Origin of the sequence: Citromicrobium sp. JLT1363 (assembly GCF_000186705.1) — a bacterium.
Classification (GTDB): domain Bacteria; phylum Pseudomonadota; class Alphaproteobacteria; order Sphingomonadales; family Sphingomonadaceae; genus Alteriqipengyuania.
On sequence record NZ_AEUE01000006.1, the window covers coordinates 258,680 to 275,646 of the forward strand.

General features: G+C 65.2%; 18 protein-coding genes and 1 tRNA gene. 14 read left to right on the forward strand and 5 right to left on the reverse strand.

The genetic code is table 11. The features are described from left to right. Position 1: 1 nt before the first annotated feature. Positions 2-409 (forward strand): DUF3052 family protein, encoded by a 408-nt coding sequence (locus tag ADAD_RS0111110; protein ID WP_010413738.1) that lies wholly within the window; start codon positions 2-4, stop codon positions 407-409. Then, positions 406-1,086: a nitroreductase family protein gene (locus ADAD_RS0111115; RefSeq protein WP_010413740.1), complete on the forward strand. Its 681-nt coding sequence runs from the start codon at positions 406-408 to the stop codon at positions 1,084-1,086. Before ADAD_RS0111110 ends, ADAD_RS0111115 begins: the two co-directional genes overlap by 4 nt. A 3-nt stretch (positions 1,087-1,089) precedes the next feature. Here the strand turns inward: ADAD_RS0111115 and ADAD_RS0111120 are convergent, their stop codons facing one another. Then, positions 1,090-1,941 carry a Coq4 family protein gene (locus ADAD_RS0111120; RefSeq protein ID WP_010413742.1) on the reverse strand — a complete coding sequence of 284 codons (852 nt, stop codon included), beginning with the start codon at positions 1,939-1,941 and terminating at the stop codon, positions 1,090-1,092. A 58-nt stretch (positions 1,942-1,999) separates the two neighbouring features. Then, positions 2,000-2,779: a phosphoserine phosphatase SerB gene (gene serB / locus ADAD_RS0111125; RefSeq protein WP_083825611.1), complete on the reverse strand. Its 780-nt coding sequence runs from the start codon at positions 2,777-2,779 to the stop codon at positions 2,000-2,002. Positions 2,780-2,876: 97 nt separating this feature from the next. On the opposite strand from serB, the gene miaA reads away from it, so the two are divergent. The 3 genes from miaA (at position 2,877) to ADAD_RS0111140 (ending at position 5,950) form a co-directional block, all read left to right on the forward strand. Further along, a complete protein-coding gene (gene miaA, locus ADAD_RS15880) occupies positions 2,877-3,848 on the forward strand; it encodes a tRNA (adenosine(37)-N6)-dimethylallyltransferase MiaA (protein ID WP_010413746.1) in 972 nt (323 codons plus the stop codon). Between the two features lie 2 nt (positions 3,849-3,850). After that, the gene (locus tag ADAD_RS0111135; RefSeq protein ID WP_033193338.1) at positions 3,851-4,906 is read left to right on the forward strand and encodes an amidohydrolase family protein; all 1,056 of its coding nucleotides are present in this window, start codon (positions 3,851-3,853) and stop codon (positions 4,904-4,906) included. Positions 4,907-4,975: 69 nt separating this feature from the next. Then, positions 4,976-5,950 carry an NAD(P)H-dependent flavin oxidoreductase gene (locus ADAD_RS0111140; protein ID WP_010413749.1) on the forward strand — a complete coding sequence of 325 codons (975 nt, stop codon included), beginning with the start codon at positions 4,976-4,978 and terminating at the stop codon, positions 5,948-5,950. A 3-nt stretch (positions 5,951-5,953) separates the two neighbouring features. Here ADAD_RS0111140 and ADAD_RS0111145 read toward each other — a convergent pair whose 3' ends face one another. Then, complete coding sequence (locus ADAD_RS0111145) at positions 5,954-6,730, reverse strand: hypothetical protein (RefSeq protein WP_139020418.1); 777 nt, start codon at positions 6,728-6,730, stop codon at positions 5,954-5,956. A gap of 122 nt (positions 6,731-6,852) precedes the next feature. Continuing rightward, complete coding sequence (locus ADAD_RS0111150; RefSeq protein WP_010413753.1) at positions 6,853-7,338, reverse strand: flavodoxin family protein; 486 nt, start codon at positions 7,336-7,338, stop codon at positions 6,853-6,855. Between the two features lie 80 nt (positions 7,339-7,418). On the opposite strand from ADAD_RS0111150, the gene recJ reads away from it, so the two are divergent. From recJ to ADAD_RS0111195, 9 genes are all read left to right on the forward strand, one after another. Beyond that, entirely contained in the window at positions 7,419-9,221 is a 1,803-nt protein-coding gene (gene recJ / locus ADAD_RS0111155; protein ID WP_010413755.1) for a single-stranded-DNA-specific exonuclease RecJ, read from the forward strand. 107 nt (positions 9,222-9,328) lie between these two features. Continuing rightward, positions 9,329-9,403 (forward strand) — tRNA-Glu (locus tag ADAD_RS0111160). Positions 9,404-9,533: 130 nt separating this feature from the next. Continuing rightward, complete coding sequence (locus ADAD_RS0111165) at positions 9,534-10,805, forward strand: ATP-binding protein (protein ID WP_010413757.1); 1,272 nt, start codon at positions 9,534-9,536, stop codon at positions 10,803-10,805. A gap of 145 nt (positions 10,806-10,950) precedes the next feature. Then, positions 10,951-12,336, forward strand: a complete 1,386-nt coding sequence (gene pstC, locus ADAD_RS0111170) for a phosphate ABC transporter permease subunit PstC (protein ID WP_010413759.1) — start codon at positions 10,951-10,953, stop codon at positions 12,334-12,336. Further along, positions 12,329-13,594 (forward strand): phosphate ABC transporter permease PstA, encoded by a 1,266-nt coding sequence (gene pstA, locus ADAD_RS0111175; RefSeq protein ID WP_010413761.1) that lies wholly within the window; start codon positions 12,329-12,331, stop codon positions 13,592-13,594. The genes pstC and pstA overlap by 8 nt, the downstream gene beginning before the upstream one ends. Positions 13,595-13,608: 14 nt before the next feature. Next, positions 13,609-14,379: a phosphate ABC transporter ATP-binding protein PstB gene (gene pstB, locus ADAD_RS0111180; protein ID WP_010413763.1), complete on the forward strand. Its 771-nt coding sequence runs from the start codon at positions 13,609-13,611 to the stop codon at positions 14,377-14,379. Continuing rightward, positions 14,376-15,047 carry a phosphate signaling complex protein PhoU gene (gene phoU / locus ADAD_RS0111185; RefSeq protein ID WP_010413764.1) on the forward strand — a complete coding sequence of 224 codons (672 nt, stop codon included), beginning with the start codon at positions 14,376-14,378 and terminating at the stop codon, positions 15,045-15,047. The genes pstB and phoU overlap by 4 nt, the downstream gene beginning before the upstream one ends. 55 nt (positions 15,048-15,102) lie before the next feature. Beyond that, complete coding sequence (gene phoB / locus ADAD_RS0111190; protein WP_010413766.1) at positions 15,103-15,792, forward strand: phosphate regulon transcriptional regulator PhoB; 690 nt, start codon at positions 15,103-15,105, stop codon at positions 15,790-15,792. A 2-nt stretch (positions 15,793-15,794) separates the two neighbouring features. Continuing rightward, positions 15,795-16,226, forward strand: coding sequence for a hypothetical protein (locus ADAD_RS0111195; protein WP_010413769.1), 432 nt, complete (start codon positions 15,795-15,797; stop codon positions 16,224-16,226). On the opposite strand, the gene ADAD_RS0111200 is transcribed toward ADAD_RS0111195, so the two are convergent. Continuing rightward, positions 16,223-16,939 (reverse strand): extensin-like domain-containing protein, encoded by a 717-nt coding sequence (locus tag ADAD_RS0111200; protein WP_029140083.1) that lies wholly within the window; start codon positions 16,937-16,939, stop codon positions 16,223-16,225. The genes ADAD_RS0111195 and ADAD_RS0111200 overlap by 4 nt on opposite strands. Positions 16,940-16,967 lie beyond the last annotated feature (28 nt).

Sequence of the window (16,967 nt, forward strand, 5' to 3'; positions counted from 1 at the left end):
GATGAGCGCGGGCTATTCCGGCACCCCGCTCGCCAAGAAGCTCAACCTGCGTGACGATCAGCGGGTGTGGTTTCATGCCATGCCCGAGAGCGTGCAGGATGAGATCGGCGAATATGCGCTCGACCTGATCTTCGTCGCAGACCCGGCAGAGGGGATCGACGCCGCGCATATCTTCGTGACCACGCGCGAGGAACTGGAGAGCCTGCTCCCCACGTTGCGTAACCAGATCGCGGTCGATGGGCATATCTGGGTGAGCTGGCCGAAGAAGGCATCCAAGGTGCCAACCGATGTCACCGAAGACACGATCCGCGAGGTCGCGCTACCGATCGGGCTGGTCGATACGAAAGTGTGCGCGGTGGACGAGACATGGTCGGGCCTCAAACTGGTGATCCGCAAGGATTTGCGATGACCGAAAGGCACCAGCCTTTCCCCGCTTTGCCCGAATACACCGACGCGCAACGCATCAAGCGCGCCCGCACCGCGTACGAGCGTCTGAAGATCCGCCACTCCTGCCGCAGCTTTGCCGATACGCCCGTTCCGCGCGAAGTGATCGAGGCCGCGATCCTGGCGGCAGGCACCGCGCCCAATGGCGCGAATCACCAGCCGTGGCATTTCACGGCGGTTTCCTCGCCCGACAAAAAGCGCGCTATCCGCGAGGCGGCAGAGGCGGCAGAGGCGGAAGAGCGGTCGTTTTACGCCGGTAAAGCGAGCGATGAATGGCTCGATGCGCTCGCCCCGCTGGGTACGGATGCGGACAAGCCCTTCCTCGAAACCGCGCCGTGGCTGATCGTGTGCTTCGCGCAGCGCAAGGGCGGGATCGAGGAGGACGGGCAGACGCAGAACTACTACGTCACCGAAAGCGTCGGCATCGCTTGCGGACTGCTGCTGGCGACATTGCACGACGCCGGCCTTGCCACGCTCACCCACACCCCCTCGCCCATGGGTTTCCTGCGCGAGATTTGCGGGCGGCCCGAGCATGAGAAACCGCTGATGATCGTGGTTGCCGGGCATCCATCGCCCGACGCGAGCGTGCCCGACCACGCGCTTCGCAAGAAGCCGCTCAGCCAGATCGCCAGCTGGCTCTAGCCCTCAGGCGGTGGCGGGAGCGCCGACTTCGCCCGGCTCGGTGCCGAGCAGATCATAGGGGTCGATCCCTTCCTCGCGCCAGATGCGGTGGCATTCGCGGTACCAGTGGGGCTCCGGAATATTCAGCTTCTTGCGCGCTTCCTGCAGGTCCATCGCCAGCAATTCGCGGATCGACATGGCGACCAGCGCCGGGCACGCGGTACCTGTCTTCTGCGCCTGGCGCACGGCTTTGAACACCGGTGCCTTGCTGCCCTTCGCGCCGCGCTTGATGTTGAGCGCCCCGGCATAGCCGATCAGCAGGTGGCCATGGCTCGGCTGCTGGCCGTGAGTAAACAGCAGCACGCATTGTTCGCCCAGCGCATCGCGGCCATAGCCGGTGAGCACATGCATCAGGTCATGCGTGTCGCGGCTGCGGAAGCCGAACCACTCCACCAGATCGCCATACCTGCGGCGACCAAGCTTGTCGGCTTCTGCCACAAGTCCGGCAGCAGACAGGCCTTCGCTTTCCATGAAGTCGCAATAGGCATGCGCGACGCTGCCCTGCGGTAGCTTGCGCAGGGTCTCGTGATCGTCGAGGATCGGCGGAAGGTAAGGTTCTTCCCTGCGCAGACGCTCCCCGTGCTCGCTCAGCACCAGGTTGCGGACGCGCGGCATGAAGCTCTTGTGCGGCAGCGCCTCGAAGATGCGGAAGACATGGCTGGTGTCTTCCTTGTCCTTCAGGAGCTCGCGGAAATGATGGTACGCGAGCAGGGGACGGTACTTCGGCATCTCCCGGTCGGGATGGCGCAGCGGCGTACCATCGGCCGCGGTTTCCATGTCGGCAGTGGCCTCGGTGATCGGACTGGCATCGGTCATGGCAAAATTCCTTACTGACATAGATGTCAATAAAGCATGAACCAGAAAGTTCCAAGGCCTATTTCATGACCCATTTTTCGCGGTCGATCCCGAGCAGCAACAGGACTGCGGTGAGATCCTCGCTATCCACCCAGCCATTGGCGGCCGCCCGGGTCCTGGGCTTCGCACGAAAGGCTATGCCGTAATCCGCCGCGAGCAGCATCGGCGTGTCGTTTGCACCGTCTCCCAGCGCAAGCGTTCTTGCGCCCTCCCCCAGCTTCGCAGCCTCTTCGCGCAGGGTCGCTTCCTTGGTGGTGCTGTCGCAAATCGGCTCCTGCACCGCACCGGTCAGCTTGCCGTCCTTCACCAGCAGCCGGTTGCCGATCACACGATCGAAGCCGAGCCTTTCCGCGACCGGATCGGCGAAGCGGTGGAACCCGCCCGTCACCAGCACGCTGCGCGCACCATGCGCCGAAAGCGTCGCAATCAGTGTCGCGGCCCCCGGCGTCGGGCTGATCCGCTCGTCGAGGCACCGTTTGATCGCGCTTTCGTCCAGACCTTCGAGCAGGCCGACACGCTCCTTCAACGCCCCGGCGAAATCCAGTTCGCCCCGCATCGCGCGCTCGGTGATTTCGGCCACCTGCGGCTTCAGCCCGGCGAAATCCGCCAGTTCGTCGATGCATTCCTGCCCGATCATGGTCGAATCCATGTCGCTGACGACAAGGCGCGGAATTTCGATCACATCGTCCGCGAAGAGCGCGGCCGAGGGGGCGAGATGTTCTTCCACCAACGGCGCGACCACCTCCCGCGTCCCTTCGGGGATCGCGATCTCCAGCACCTCGCCGCAGAAATCGAGCATGGAGGCGCCCGCGAAAGGCTGGCCAGCGTCGGCCAGCGCGGTTTCCAATGTGCGAAGGCTTGCCTCCGAGGGGACCGGCTCTGATAGGACGCGGACGATGAGCACGAACGAATTCTCCGATACGGCAGGTGGACCGCTGGCGCTCATCGCAGGGCCCACTGCCAGCGGCAAGAGCGCGCTGGCGCTAGATCTGGCAGACTCGCTTGCGAAGGCCGGGCGCAGGGGCGTGATCGTGAATGCGGACAGTGCGCAGGTCTATGCCGACCTGCGCGTGCTAAGCGCACGCCCCTCCCCCGAAGAGACCGCACGCGCCGAACACCGCCTGTTCGGATCGTGGGATGGCGCGCAGACCTGTTCCGCAGCGGACTGGGCCGCCGGGGCCAAGCAGGAAATCGCCCAGATCCATGCCGCCGGTGCGGTGCCCATCCTTGTCGGGGGGACCGGCCTGTACATCCGCACGCTGCTGGATGGGATCGCACCCGTCCCGGCGATAACGCCGCATGTGCGCGACGCGGTGCGCGCCTTGCCGACCGAAGAGGCCTACACCGCGCTTTCACACGAAGACCCGGCGAGCCACGCACGGCTCGATCCGGGCGACCGGCAACGCATCGCGCGCGCGCTGGAGGTGGTCCGCGCAACCGGGCTGACCCTGGGCGAGTGGCAGGAACGGCGCGAGGGCGGGATTGCAGACAAGGTGAATCTTGCGCCCGTCATCCTCCTGCCCGAGCGCGAGTTGCTTTACGCACGTTGCGATGCCCGGTTCGAGGCGATGATGGAGCGAGGTGCCGTCGAAGAAGTCGAGGCTCTGCTCGCGCATGAACTCGATCCCGACCTGCCGGTGATGCGCGCCATCGGCGTGCGCGAGATTGCCGCATGGCTGGGCGGCGAAATCTCGCGCGATGAAGCCGTGGCGAAAGGGCAGCAAGCGACCCGCAACTACGCGAAACGACAATATACCTGGCTCCGGCACCAGCCTCCGGAGGACTGGCCGCGGGTCGCGACAGCCGAGGAGGCGCTGGCTTTGCTGGTCGCCGACGCTAGGCTGGCTCGCGGAGAGGAATCGCAATGAACATGACGACCGAAGAGACCATTCTGGAGCCCGATCTCCCGATCATCGATCCGCACCACCACCTGTGGGACCTGCGACCGGTGATCCCTGCATTCCCCGAACCCCTCCACCCGTTTCTCGAGACAGTGGCGGGCGCAGCGCATTACACCTTCGATCAGCTGCAGGCGGATACGCAGTCCGGCCACAGAATCATCGGCACCGTCTTCATGGAGTGCGGCGCCTTCTACGATCCCTCTCGCGGCGAGGACATGAAGGTGGTGGGCGAGGTCGAGTTCGTGCGCGGTGTCGCGGCGCAGGGCTCAAGCGGCCTGTACGGCCCCTACCGCCCCTGTGCCGGGATCGTGGGCCACGCGGACCTGCGGCTCGGCGCTTCGGCTGGCGCTGTGCTCGACGCGCTGGCGGAAGCGGGCGGCCCCCGTTTCAAGGGTATCCGACACGCGGGAGCCTGGGATGCGGACCCCGATGTGCTGGGCCCGGCCTTTCACCATCCCGAAGGGCTCTACCGCGACGCCGCCTTTCGTGAGGGGTTTGCAGAACTGGGCAAACGGGGGCTGAGCTTCGATGCGTGGGTTCTCGAACCGCAGCTGGGCGATGTGAGCGACCTGGCGAAGGCCTTCCCCAACCAGCCCATCGTCCTCGACCACTGTGGAACCCCGCTGGGCAGTGCCTGCTACGCGGGCAAGCTGGACGAGCATTTCGAGCGCTGGCGCGGCTCCATCCGCGAACTGGCGGGTTGCGAGAACGTGGTGGTCAAGCTGGGCGGACTCGCAATGTCCTTCTGCGGCATGCCAGCGGATGGTCCGACTGATGGCGTTCCATCCCAAGCGCTCGCCGAGATGTGGCGGCCCTACATCGAAACCTGCATTGAGGCCTTCGGGCCGGATCGGTCGATGTTCGAAAGCAATTATCCCGTCGACAGGTGGGGCGGCAGCTACGCAACCCTCTGGAATGCATTCAAACATCTGGCATCGGGTGCATCGGAAGAGGAAAAGCACGCGCTGTTCGCCGGCACCGCAGCGCGCACCTACGGCATCGAGCACCTGCTCGAGTTGACGTAACGGCAATCTCGACACCGCCGGAAGCCGCGCATAGACCCCATCCAGACACGATATCCGGAGAGACGATCAATGCCCCTGCCCGCCCCGTTCGACCGACTGCGCCTGCCGATCATCGGATCGCCCATGTTCATCGTTTCCGGCCCCGAACTGGTCATCGCGCAGTGCAAGGCTGGGATCGTCGGCAGCTTCCCCGCACTGAACGCGCGGCCTTCGGGCGTGCTCGACGAATGGCTGCACCGGATCACGGAAGAGCTGGCGGCGCACAATCGCGACAACCCGGATCGCCCCGCCGCGCCCTTCGCGGTCAACCAGATCGTCCATCGCTCCAATGCGCGGCTCGAAGAGGACATGCAGGTGTGCGAGAAGTGGCAGGTGCCGCTCGTCATCACCTCGCTCGGCGCGCGTGAAGAGGTCTTTCAGGCGGTCGACAACTGGGGCGGCATCACGCTGCACGACGTCATCAACAACCGCTTCGCGCACAAGGCGATCGAAAAGGGCGCGACCGGTCTCATTCCTGTGGCCGCCGGTGCGGGCGGCCATGCGGGCACGCAGTCGCCCTTCGCCCTGATGCACGAGATTCGCGAATGGTTCGACGGGCTGGTTGCGCTGTCGGGCTCCATCGCGACCGGCCGTTCGGTCCTCGCCGCGCAGGCGATGGGCGCCGATTTCGGCTATATCGGCAGCGCCTTCATCGCGACCGAGGAAGCGAACGCGGATCAGGGCTACAAGCAGGGCATCGTGGATAGCAGCGCCGAAGGCATCGTCTACACCAACCTGTTCACCGGTGTGCACGGTAACTACCTGCGCAGCTCGATCGAGGCCGCCGGGCTCGATCCCGACAACCTGCCCGAAAGCGACCCTTCGAAGATGAACTTCGGCAGCGGCGGCAATTCCAAGGCCAAGGCGTGGAAGGACATCTGGGGTTCGGGCCAGGGCGTGGGCGCGGTAAAGAACGTTGCGACCGTGGCCGAGATGGTCGATCGGCTGGAGCGTGAGTACAAGGAAGCGAAGGCGGCGCTGGACGAGGCGTCTGCCCCGTACTGACGGCTAACCGGGCCAGACCCTCACGAAACGCCTGTTGGCCGAGGGTTCCAGCCGGATGGCGTGCCCCTCCGGCGTGGCGAGCTGCCCGGTCTGATCCTGTTCGCCGGCGTAGAACAGGTGTGTGAACAGCAGCCGCGCCAGCGAATCCCCGTCCCCGCGCAAGAGATTCGGCTCGATCCGGAATTCCTGCCCGGTGAAGTACCGCAACCCGTGGCTCTGAAGCGCACCGTCGAGCGTCCGGCGGAAGCTGGCGAACAGGCCGACCGGCAATTCCCCGCGCCGCTGCCAGGCATCGAAATGACGCCCCAGCCGGTCCGGTTCGATGGCCACCCCGCCGGGCGTCCAGCAGATCGCGGCGCCGCCGAAGGTGTCGGCAAGCCCATGGGCCAGCACGAACCATTCGCGCAAGATCGACACGCTGTTCCGCCCTGCCGCAACATGCGGGCCGAGCCGCAAGGAGGCGGCCTCGATCCTTGCGGGTAGCACCACCTCTTGCAGCGACTGGGAGAGATCGATTCGCGGGATGGCAACCGCCGGGCCGGGCGCCAGACCGACGACGTCGAAAGTAAACCCCGCCCGGCCGAGCGAGAGGCCGCAGGGCGGCGCGATGTCGCGCGGGCGGTCGGTTGCCGCAAGATCCGGCCCTATCGAATCGATATATCCGGCATCCGCGCATTGCTGCCGCACGCGCCGCGCGGTGGGCCGCTCGTCCCGCGCGAACAGGATCAGCAGATCGTCGCCGATTTCCGAAGCATCGGACCGCATCAACTCACCGGACATGCGCTCATCCCTTCCTGCGCTCCTGCCGCGAGCATGCTTTGCGCGTGTCGCGCGGGCCCGTCGAGGGGGCAGCCGCATGGATTGCTCCGAAATGGATCACGGGCCACGCCGGGCGGAAACGATCAGAAGACGCCCATCGCCAAGCCCTCGGCCATCGCCTCGCCCAGCGCTTCGCATTCGTCGAGCCGCCCCTGCGGCACGGTTTTCTCGGCGAGGATTTCCTCCGGAGTCTGCGCCTCCATGCAGATGATGATGCGATCGGCGACCCGCTTCAGCCGCCATCCCTGTGCGATGCGGTCGATCTGCGCCTGCGCGCCCTCCCCGTCCGATCCGGCGGCGATGATGGTGGCGAAGGCACGCCCCTCGATCTTGCCGAGGACGGGGTAGTAACAACGGTCGTACATCTCCTTCATCATGCCGGACATGGTGGCGAGGTTTTCGGGGCAGACGAACAGGTAACCTTGCGCAGCCAGCAGGTCGTCGGGCGTCACGTCTTCGGCGGCGAGTATCCGCGCGGCATCGCCCGCCCCTTTGGCGGCGGCGCGCGCCATCGCCTCGCTCGCGCCGGTGCGGCTATGCCATGCGATCAGAAGTGGCTGCTGCGTCATGCGCCCAAACTCGGGCCCGGCTGTCGAAAGTCAACGGGGGCGTGCTTTGTTCTTGCTCCGCAACGCGCTAGGCTGATGCGATGGCGACGACGGCCCCCTCTTCCACTTTCAGCTATGTCTGCGGTGTCGAACGCTCGCTCGGCGGGCGCAGCTGGCGCTGGCGCGGTGGCCACAACCAGTATGCCGACGCCGCCGGAGGCCTGGGCGACGATATTCTTACCCAGCTGCTGCTCGCGCGAGGGGTGACACGGGACGATCTGGACCGGCAGCGCGAGCCCAAGCTGTCCGCCTTCCTGCCCGACCCTTCCATCTTCCAGGACATGGACGTGGCGGCGGAGCGCATGGCGCAGGCCATCCTGACGCGCGAAAAGGTGACGATCTACGGCGATTACGATGTGGACGGCGCGACCTCGGCCGCGCTTCTGATTCGCCTGTTCCGCATGCTGGGCCACGAAGCGGACTACTATATCCCGGACCGGCTGCTGGAGGGGTATGGCCCCAGTGGCGAAGCGCTGGTGAAGCTGGGCGAACAGGGATCGAGCCTGGTCGTCACGGTCGATTGCGGAGCGATGGCGCACGAAGCGCTGGCGGCGGCGCGCGATGCGGGCGTGGATGTAATCGTGATCGACCACCACAAGTGCTCGCCCGAACGCCCTGCGGCCGTGGCGCTGGTCAATCCCAACCGCCTGGATGAGGAAGACGAGGCGGCCGCGCATGGCCATCTGGCGGCCGTCGGGGTGGCGTTCCTCGCCGCCATCGCACTGGTGCGCAAGCTGCGCGAGGGCGGCTATTTCAAGGATCGGAAGGAGCCGGACCTGCGCGGTCTGCTCGATCTGGTGGCATTGGGCACGGTTGCCGACGTCGCTGCCCTGCACGGGCTCAACCGCGCATTCGTGGCGCAAGGCCTCAAGGTGATGGCCAAGCGCGCGAACACCGGGATGAGCGCGCTGATCGATGCAAGCCGCCTGACCCGCGCGCCGATATCCTCCGATCTCGGCTTCGCGCTCGGCCCGCGAATCAATGCAGGCGGCCGGGTGGGCGAATCGACGCTGGGCGTCCGGCTGCTGACCACCGAGGATCCCGAGGAAGCCGCTCTGATTGCTGCCCAGCTCTCTCAGCTCAACGATGATCGCCGCGCGATCGAGGCGGAGGTGCAGGAAGCGGGCGAGGCGCAGCTTGCAAGGCAGGCCAATCGCAACCTGCGAATCGTCCACGGCGATGGCTGGCACCCCGGGGTGATCGGCATTGTCGCCGGTCGCATCAAGGAAAAGACCGGGCGGCCCAGCATCGTCATCGCGCGCGACCGGAAGACAGGGCTCGGCAAGGGCTCGGGGCGTTCGATCCCGGGCGTCGACCTGGGTGCTGCGATCATGGCCGCGCGCGAGGAAGGCCTGCTGGAAGCGGGCGGCGGGCACGCGATGGCCGCCGGGCTCACCGTGCGCGAGGACAGGATAGAGGCGCTGGCCGACTGGCTGGAGGCCCGGCTGGAAAAGCAGGTTTCGGCTGCCAGTGCCGAGGCCTCGCTCGGTTTCGATCTGTCGCTGGGCCCCCGGGGGCTGAGCGTGGATCTGGTCGAAACGCTGGAAAAAGGCGGCCCCTACGGCATGGGCTGGCCCGGCCCGCGCCTCGCCATCGGGCCGGTGCACATCGTGAAGGTGGACCGGGTCGGCAGCGACCATGTCCGGCTGGTGGCCGGATCGCGCGAGGGCGGCTCGATCAAGGCGATTGCCTTCAGGATTGCCGATACCGATTTCGGCCAGGCGCTGCTCGCGCTCCATCCGGGCACGCAGGTATGGCTGGCGGGCCGGGCAAAGGTGGATACCTGGGCCAATACGCCGCGTGCCGAATTGCACCTGGAAGACGCTGCCTTGGCATTGCATTAGAAATTGCACGAACTTGGGCTTGACCCATTCCAGTCACCTGCCTAAACGCGCGGCTCGCTTCGGCGCTAACGGCTTTTGCCCGACCGCCAGAAGCTTCTTTCGGATGTGGCCCCTTCGTCTAGCGGTTAGGACGCGGCCCTTTCACGGCTGAAACACGGGTTCGATTCCCGTAGGGGTCACCATCCGGAAGCCTTCGGCTCATGCCGATGCAACAAACCCTCCCAGAACCAGTATTGCGCATGCCCTGACGGGAAGGCGGGGAAATTTCCCCGCACTGGCTTAACGCGGCGAATCACCCTAGGGCCCCTGCCCATGCACAAGCCGCTCGTCTTGCCGTGGGCCGGCCTCATGATCGCCGCCGCCAGCGCCATCCTGATTGCTCTGTCTGGCATACCGGTGGCCTATTCGCTGGCTATCTGGCTGGTGTGGTCGCTCACGCTGCTGATCAGCCAGCCCCACGAACCGATCGTCGAATCCGATCCGCGCCCGGAAGGCCTATCGCGCGAGAGTCTGATCGGGATGATCGAGAATGCCCATTCGCCGCTGCTGCTGGTCGATCGCAAACGCGTGCTGATCGCCAATGCGTCCGCGCGGGCGCTGCTGGGCGAGCATGTGGTGGGCCAGGACGTGCGCGTTGCGATTCGCCATCCGCGCGCCATCGCGCTGATGGACAGCGATACTCATGGCGAAGCGATCGTGACCGGTCTTGTCCGGCGCAAGGATGTGTACCGCGTCAGCCGCTATGCGATCGACGATCACACCGCGGTGATCGAGCTGATCTCCAAAACCGCCGAATCCGATGTCAGCCGCGCGCACACGGATTTCGTGGCCAATGCCAGCCACGAGCTACGCACGCCGCTATCCTCCATCATCGGCTACGTCGAAACGCTCAGCGAACATCCGGAGGACATCGACGAAGCGACGGCGCGCAAGTTTCTCGATACGATTCACCGTGAAGCGCAAAGGCTCCAGAACCTTGTCAGCGACCTGATGTCGCTCTCGCGGGTCGAGGCGGAGAAACATGACCGGCCGGACGCGCCGGTCGATCTCAACCACCTTGTCGAGCGCGCAGCGCGCGAGGGCGCGGGGGCCAATCGGAGCGAACGGGTCACTTTCGAGGCGGAAGGCCAGTTCGAAGTGCTCGGCGATACGCAGCAGCTGGAACAGCTTGTGCGCAACCTTGTGGACAACGCGTTGAAATACGGCCGTCCGGACAGCCCCGTTGTCCTGCGCCTGACAGAATCCGCACTTGGCGAGGCAAAACTCGAAGTCGTGGACCAGGGTGAGGGAATCGAACCCGAGCACCTGCCCCATCTGACACGCCGATTCTACCGGACCGATCCGGGGCGCAGCCGCATGTCCGGGGGCACGGGCCTTGGCCTGGCGATCGTGAAGCACATTGTCGAACGCCACCACGGACGGCTCGACATAGAAAGCGAGGTCGGGCAGGGAACGACCGTAACCGTTCGCATCCCGCAGTATCACGCGCCCGGCGCCACCGAAGACACGCAAGCTGCGGAGGAAACCTCCTCCGATAGCGTCACCCAAGTCCCACAGTCGGGGGATGCACCACCCGCAACGTGAGCAAATGTCATCACATTGTCACGTAGTATCAACAACGCGTGGGCGCTGCCGCTTTCCAATCGGCACCACACACCATTATGCCTGGATCAGAGCCGTTCACTGAAAAGTTGCGGCTGAATGGGGATTGAGAGGATCCGACCGCAGCATGTCACCTGCGTTTCTTTTTCTGCTTGCGATCGGCCTCGGGCTGGCGGGCTGGCTCGCGGGCCGCGCCAAGGCTCGCGCCTTCACGCGCGATAGCGAACCGCGCCGGGTGGTGGCCCGGCCAGGCTATCATGCGTGGTTCGTTGCGATCTGGGTCGCGCTGCCGCTGGCGCTGTTCGCGGTGGTCTGGAGCATCCTGTCGCCGATCCTGGTCGAACAGTGGGTTCTCGCCTCGCCCGCCGCGCAGGATCTGCCCGCCTTCGGTTTCCAGCGCCAGTCGATGCTCGCGGAGGCACGCGCGGTCGCCAATGGCCACGCAGCCGGCGTGTTCAATCCCGACGCGCAGGCGCTGGTAGAGCCCTTCCGCCAGGCGGACCGATTCTACAGCCTCGTCGGCTTCGGCTTTGCCCTGGCGATGGCCGCCATCCTGGGACTGTGGGCCTATAGTCGGCTCAAGCCCGCCTTCACTGCGCGGGTGAAGGTGGAACGCGCGGTGATGGGCCTGCTGCTGCTCGCATCGCTGGTGGCGATCCTGACCACCTTCGGCATTCTCGCCAGCCTGGTGTTCGAGACGATCCGGTTCTTCGGCATGGTCTCGCCGATCGATTTCCTGTTCGGGCTGAGCTGGAACCCCGATCCCATGGCAAATCCGGATGCGCCACAGGGCGACCGATACGGGGCCATTCCGCTTTTCTGGGGCACGATCTTCATCGGTGCGATCATCGCCATGATCGTGGCCATCCCGCTTGGCATGATGAGCGCGATTTACCTCACGCAATATGCCAGCTCGCGCTGGCGCAAGATCATCAAGCCCGCGCTGGAGATTCTCGCGGGCGTCCCGACCGTGGTCTACGGCTATTTCGCGGCGCTGACCGTGGCACCCATGATCCGCGATGCGGCGCAGGCGGTGGGCATCACCAATGCCTCTTCCGAAAGCGCGCTTGCCGCAGGCCTGGTGATGGGCGTGATGATCATTCCCTTCGTATCCTCGATGGCCGACGACAGTATCGCAGCCGTTCCCGCCTCCATGCGCGATGGCAGCCTGGCGATGGGCGCGACCCAGTCCGAAACGATCAAGAGGGTGCTGATTCCGGCCGCCCTGCCCGGCATCGTCGGCGGCGTGATGCTGGCCGTCAGCCGTGCAATCGGCGAAACCATGATCGTGGCGATGGCCGCATCGACCGCCGCCAACCTTTCCGCCAACCCGCTGGAGGCAATGACCACCGTGACGGTGCAGATCGTCGCCCTGCTAACGGGCGAAGGCAGCTTCGATCACCCGGCAACGCTCAGCGCCTTCGCGCTCGGCTTCGTGCTGTTCATGGTCACGCTGCTCCTCAATTTCATAGCCCTGCGCGTCGTCAAGCGCTTCCGGGAGGCATATGAGTAACCCCGCACAACTCGAAGGTGCCCAACCCACCCGCACCGAGGCGTTCGAAAAGCGCCTCAAGCAGCGCTATGCCTCCGAACGGCGGTTCAAGCGCTTCGGGCTGCTGGCGATCCTCGTCTCGATTGCGATCCTGTTCATCCTGCTCGGCAACATGACGATCAACGGCATCGGCGGTTTCCAGCGCGCGGAGCTGCAGGTGCCGATCGACTTCGCCGAAAGCGGCCTGGCGGGCGATCAGGCAACCCTCAGCCAGCCAAGCGCGATCCAGACGCTGGAAATCCAGGGCCTGCCTGAGATCGTCGCGTTCTCTGCCGAACAGGCCATGGGCGAAGCGGGCGCCGCTCAGCTGAGCGAAGACGCGTGGCGCGAAGTGGCCGAGACGCTGATCGCCGATCCCGGCATGCTGAACCGGCAGGAAACCTTCTGGCTCCCCGCCAGCGGCGACCTTGCCAAGGGCCTGGACGAAGAAGGTTCGCCCGAGATGCAGGCCCTCGCCCAGGAATTGCAGAGCGCCGGGCATCTCGCAAAGCGGTTCGACGGAGGGTTCCTGACCCGGTCTGACGCAACCGACCCGCAGCAGGTCGGCGTGTGGGGCGCGCTCAAGGGATCGATCCTGACCATGATCGTCACGCTGGCGCTGGCCTTCCCCATCGGTGTGCTGTCCGCGCTCTACCTCGAGGAATATGCCCCCAAGAACCGCTGGACCGACCTGATCGAGGTTTCGATCAACAATCTGGCGGCGGTCCCTTCGATCATCTTCGGCCTTCTGGGCCTGGCGGTGTTTCTGACGATCTTCCCCAATATGCGATCCGCCCCGCTGATCGGCGGGATGACGCTGGCGCTGATGACCATGCCGGTAATCGTGATTTCGGGCCGCAACGCGATCAAGGCGGTGCCTCCTTCGATCCGCGACGGGGCGCTGGCCGTGGGCGCGAGCCCGGTACAGGTGGTGTTCCACCATGTCCTGCCGCTTGCCCTGCCCGGCATCCTGACCGGCACGATCATCGGCATGGCGCGCGCGCTGGGCGAAACCGCGCCGCTGCTGCTGATCGGCATGCGCGCCTTCGTGGCAACCCCGCCCGACGGCTTCACCTCGCCGGCCACCGTGCTGCCGGTGCAAATCTTCCTGTGGTCGGATGAAATCGACCGTGGCTTCATCGAACGGACCAGCGCCGCGATTATCGTGCTACTGCTGTTCCTGCTCGTCATGAACGCCCTCGCCATTTACCTGCGCAACAAGTTCGAGAAAAGCTGGTGACCGTACTCCACGAAATGGATGAAAAGGCCGAAGCCAAGATGCGCGCGCGCGACGTCTCGGTCTATTATGGGGACAAGAAGGCGATCGACGATGTCTCGATCGATATCCCGACCAAGTTCGTCACCGCCTTCATCGGCCCATCGGGCTGCGGGAAATCGACCTTCCTGCGCACGCTCAACCGCATGAACGACACGATTGCGTCGGCGCGGGTGGAAGGCGATATCGAGCTCGACGGAGAGAATATCTATTCGAGCGGGATGGACGTGGTGCAGCTGCGTGCACGCGTGGGCATGGTGTTCCAGAAGCCCAATCCCTTCCCCAAGTCGATCTACGACAACATTGCCTATGGCCCCAAGATTCACGGGCTGGCGAACAGCAAGGGCGATCTGGACGAGATCGTCGAGAAATCGCTGCAGCGCGCAGGCCTGTGGAACGAGGTGAAGGACCGGCTCGGCGAATCGGGCACCGCGCTTTCCGGCGGCCAGCAGCAGCGCCTGTGCATCGCGCGGGCCATCGCGGTGGACCCCGAAGTGATCCTGATGGACGAGCCCGCTTCGGCGCTGGACCCCATCGCCACCGCCAAGATCGAGGAGCTGATCGACGAGCTGGCGGGTCGGTACGCCATCGTGATCGTCACCCACTCCATGCAACAGGCCGCCCGGGTCAGCCAGCGCACCGCCTTCTTCCATCTCGGCAAGATGGTGGAGTATGGACCGACGGACGAGATCTTCACCAATCCGTTGGAAGAGCGTACCAAGGACTACATCACCGGACGATACGGATGATTGCCGAACACACCGTCAAGGCCTTCGACGAGGATATCACGCGGCTGCGCGGCCTCATCACCGAGATGGGCGGCCTGGCGGAAACCGCGCTGGAAGGCGCGCTCGATGCGCTGATCCGCGGCGACGAGGTGCTCGCCGAACGCATCGTTGCAGACGACCGCAAGCTCGATACCCTGGAAATCGAGGTCGACCGGCTGGCGGTGAAAATCATCGCCCTGCGCGCGCCCATGGCGGACGACCTGCGCGAGGTGATCGCCGCGCTCAAGATCGCGGGCGTGGTGGAACGGATCGGCGACTACGCCAAGAACATCGCCAAGCGCGTGGGCCAGATCGAGGGGCGCACCCGGTTCGAACCGCTCACCCTGCTGCCCGCCATGGCCGATCTTGCGGCGGAGATGGTGCACGACGTGCTGACCGCCTACGCCGCGCGCGACCCGGCGCTGGCGCGGGAGGTGATCGCATCGGACAAGAAGGTCGACGCCTTTTACAACTCGATTTTCCGCAATCTTGTCAGTCATATGGTCGAAAATCCTGCGACCATTTCCAGTGCGGCGCAGCTGCTGTTCGTGGCGCGCAACATAGAGCGGATCGGCGACCATGCCACGAACGTGGCGGAGATGGTCTACTTCGCCGCGACCGGTTCCTACCCTCTGGACGACGATAGTTGACACCGTGTCGTCCCGTCGTAACAGACATGACAGCGAGCGATTTGCGAGACTTCCTGTGCCCTCAGCCAAGCTGATCCTAGTCGAAGACGATCCGGCGCTTGCCGAATTGCTCGAATTTCGTTTTGCGAACGAGGGCTACCAGGTCCGCGTCACCGCCGATGGCGACGAGGCGCTCCTGATGGCGAGCGAAGATGTGCCCGATCTCATCATCCTCGACTGGATGATCGAAGGCACCAGCGGGATAGAGGTCTGCCGGCGCCTGCGCCGCGACAAGGAAACCGCGCATGTCCCGATCATCATGCTCACCGCCCGCGAGGCGGAGGACGACCGCGTGCGCGGCCTGGAAACGGGTGCGGACGATTACCTGACCAAGCCTTTCAGCCCGCGCGAGCTCCTTGCCCGTGTGGCCGCCGTGATGCGCCGCATCCGCCCCGCCCTTGCCGGCGAAGCGATCGAGGTGGGCGATATCCGGCTCGATCCCGTGGCGCACAAGGTCGAACGGCGCGGGCGAAGCCTGCAACTCGGCCCGACCGAGTACCGGCTGCTCAAGTTCTTCATGGAAAGCCCGGGGCGCGTCTTCAGCCGGGGCCAGCTTCTGGACGGCGTCTGGGGCACGGGCAGCGATATCGAACTGCGCACGGTCGACGTCCATATTCGCCGCCTGCGCAAGGCGCTGGAGCTGGATGGCGCGAAGGATCCGATCCGTACGGTCCGGTCTGCCGGATACGCATTGGAAGCGGTCTGAAAATGAAAGGCGGGGCGCGCTACGCCGTCCCCGGCCTGCTGATCGCCCTTTGGGCCGTGACACTGTTCCTCCCGGTGGTGACTGTCGATCACGTCAATGAAGATCAGACGTTCCCGGGATTGTGGGTCATGCTCCTCGGCACGTTCCTGGGGTGGATGATCTTGCAGTTCGCTGCGTTTGCCAACCCGGTGTTCCTTTTCGCGCTCGGCTACAGCGCCTGGCGCGGTGATGCAGCGGAGCGCAGGACAATGCGGGTCAGCGCCGCACTTCTGGCACTGGCGATCGTGAGCGCGATATTCTGGCGCATCCTGCCCGACGATTCGGGTGCCAATCGCATCATTGCCCGGCATTCGGGATATTATCTCTGGATGGCAGTCATGGCGTGCGCTGCCCTGTGGTTGTGGTTCACGGCGCCGCGCCCGCAAGAGACCTAGCGGCATACTCCGCCGAAGCCGCGGCTTTCCTGATCGAGATGAAAATGGTCGCGGTGGGCCTCGTTGTAATCGGGCGATAACACGGTGCCGAAGGCCACGCAGGCGCCGTCGCGTACCTCGTGCAGGAATTGCGACCGCTCATCTTCGGTGTCCCAGTCGTTGACGATGGCGATCCGCGTGCCGTCTTCCAGCACGAAACCTGCGATATCGATTGCGTTGCCGGTGGCGTGCTCGCTCCACGGGCCCTCGTCGCGCCCGTAAAGGCGACGGCAGGAAAAGCTGCCGAAATGCTCGATCCGCGCGACATCCTGCCCGAAAATCTCCTGCGCGGCGGGCTGCACGCTATCTCGGCGCCAGATTTCCAAAGCCGCCGCCACCGCGCAGGTGGTGTCGGGGCGGGGATCGGCATAGGGAAATTCGCTCAGAAGCGTGCGGTCTTCGCGCCGACAGGCCCCCTCGCCCACCGGTTCGAGCGGGGTGAAGTCGACCTCGCTGCGTTCCAGCACCGCACGGCATTGTGCGGGATCGTCGCGCAGGGCGGCAATCTTGGACTTCGTCGCCCACCCCGGTTCGTCGTTGAGATCGAGCGGTGCCCACGGATTGCTGCCGGGGTTCTCGGCCAGCCACGCCCTGCCACCGACGAACAGCGCAATCAGCACGAGAATCGTCAGAACGAGCCGATCGGCAGAGAGCCGGGCGAGCGGGCGCAACATGCGTGCGGCATTCCTCAGCCTTTCGAAA